Consider the following 1,984-nt stretch of genomic DNA (forward strand, 5'->3'; position numbering starts at 1 on the left):
GACGCGGAGATCGCGGCGACCGCGACCGCCGGCGGGGTCGACGCCGACGTGGGACAGGTCGAGAGCGCGGTCCCGGACCGCACGTACAAGCAGGTCGACACCTGCGCGGGCGAGTTCGAGGCCTCGACGCCGTACTACTACTCCGCGCGGCTGCCGGAGTTCCTTCAGGGGGCCGACACCGCGGGCGCGGCGAACGAGGTCCGCGTCGACCCCGACGTCGAGAGCGTCGTGGTCGTCGGCGGCGGCCCGATCCGGATCGGTCAGGGCGTCGAGTTCGACTACTGCGCGGTCCACGCGGTGCGCGCGCTCCGCGAACTCGGCATCGACGCGCACGTGATCAACAACAACCCGGAGACGGTCTCGACCGACTACGACACCTCCGACGGGCTGTTCTTCGAGCCCATCTCGGCCGAGGAGGTCGCCGACGTGATCGAGACGACCGGCGCGGACGGGGTGATGGTCCAGTTCGGCGGGCAGACCTCGGTCAACGTGGGCGAACCGCTCCAAGCCGAGATCGAGCGCCGCGGACTCGACTGCGAGATTCTGGGCACGAGCGTCCAGGCGATGGATCTGGCGGAGGACCGCGACCGGTTCAACGTCCTGATGGACGAGCTGGGCGTCACCCAGCCCGACGGCGGCACCGCGACGAGCGAGGCCGAGGCGCTGGAACTCGCCCACGAGATCGGCTACCCCGTCTTAGTGCGCCCCTCGTACGTGCTGGGCGGCCGCGCGATGCGCGTCGTCGAGGACGACGCGGAGTTAGAGGAGTACATCGAGGAGGCGGTCCGGGTCTCGCCGGACAAGCCGATCCTCGTCGACCAGTTCCTCGACGACGCGGTCGAACTGGACGTCGACGCCGTCGCGGACGGCGAGGACGTGCTGTTAGGCGGCGTGATGGAACACGTCGAGAGCGCGGGCGTTCACTCGGGCGACTCGGCGTGCATGATCCCGCCGCGCTCGCTGGACGACGGGACGCTGGCGCGGGTGCGCGAGGTCACGGAGGACATCGCCCGTGCGCTCGACACGGTCGGCCTGCTCAACGTCCAGCTCGCGGTGACCGGGGTCGACGACCCCGACGCGGAAAGCGAGGTGTACGTGTTGGAGGCGAACCCGCGCTCCTCGCGGACCGTCCCCTTCGTCTCGAAGGCGACGGGCGTCCCCATCGCGAAGCTCGCGGCGAAGGTGATGACCGACGACCTCACGCTCGCCGACCTCGACGTCGACGAGCAGATCCCGGAACACCGCTCCGTGAAGGAGGTCGTCCTGCCGTTCGACCGGCTGCCGGGCTCCGACCCGCGGCTCGGCCCGGAGATGAAGTCGACGGGCGAGGTGATGGGCACGGCCACCTCCTTCGGCAAGGCGTACGACAAGGCGCAGGACGCGACAGGCAAGCCGATTCCGGAGTCCGGCACCGCCGTCGTCGACCTCTCCGCCGAGGAGTTCCCGGACCCGGACACCGAGGCGGGCGAGGCGCTCGTCGCCGGGTACGCGGAGCACTTCGAACTCAGCGAGGCGACGGACCTGATCGAGGCCGCCAAGCGCGGCGAACTCGATCTCATCGTCTCGCGCCAGCGCGACCTCCTCGAGGTGGCGGTCGAAGAGGAGATCACCTACTTCTCGACGCACGCCTCCGCGACGGCGGCGCTGGAGGCGCTCGACCACGCGGGCGACGACCTCGACGTGATGGCGGTCTCCGACCGCCCGAAGCGCGTCGCGGACTGGGGCGCGGGCGAATAGAGGGCGGTGCGAGAGGGCGGCCCGCGGAGGGGAACGCACAAGCGGTCCGCCCCCCTCGGTTGGCGCATGAACGTCGATATTCTGCTGTACGACGGCTTCGACGAACTGGACGGGATCGGCCCGTACGAGGTGTTCGACTACGCGCTCGACTACGCCGCCGAGGACGACGAGCGCGCCGGCCGCGTCCGGTACGTCACGCTCGCCGACCGCGAGGAGGTGACCGCGAGCCACGGGACCCGGGTCGGGG

At 70.7% G+C, this 1,984-nt stretch carries 1 protein-coding gene and 1 pseudogene; both read left to right on the forward strand.

Annotated elements, in window-relative coordinates; all coding sequences use genetic code 11:
- The coding region (carB, locus tag BN903_RS02450) for a carbamoyl-phosphate synthase large subunit (RefSeq protein WP_048076229.1) at nucleotides 1–1,737 on the forward strand (1,737 nt) is incomplete at its 5' end.
- Between the two features lie 66 nt (nucleotides 1,738–1,803).
- Nucleotides 1,804–1,984: pseudogene (locus tag BN903_RS02455) on the forward strand (DJ-1/PfpI family protein); the annotation flags it as partial.

Source organism: Halorubrum sp. AJ67 (assembly GCF_000513435.1).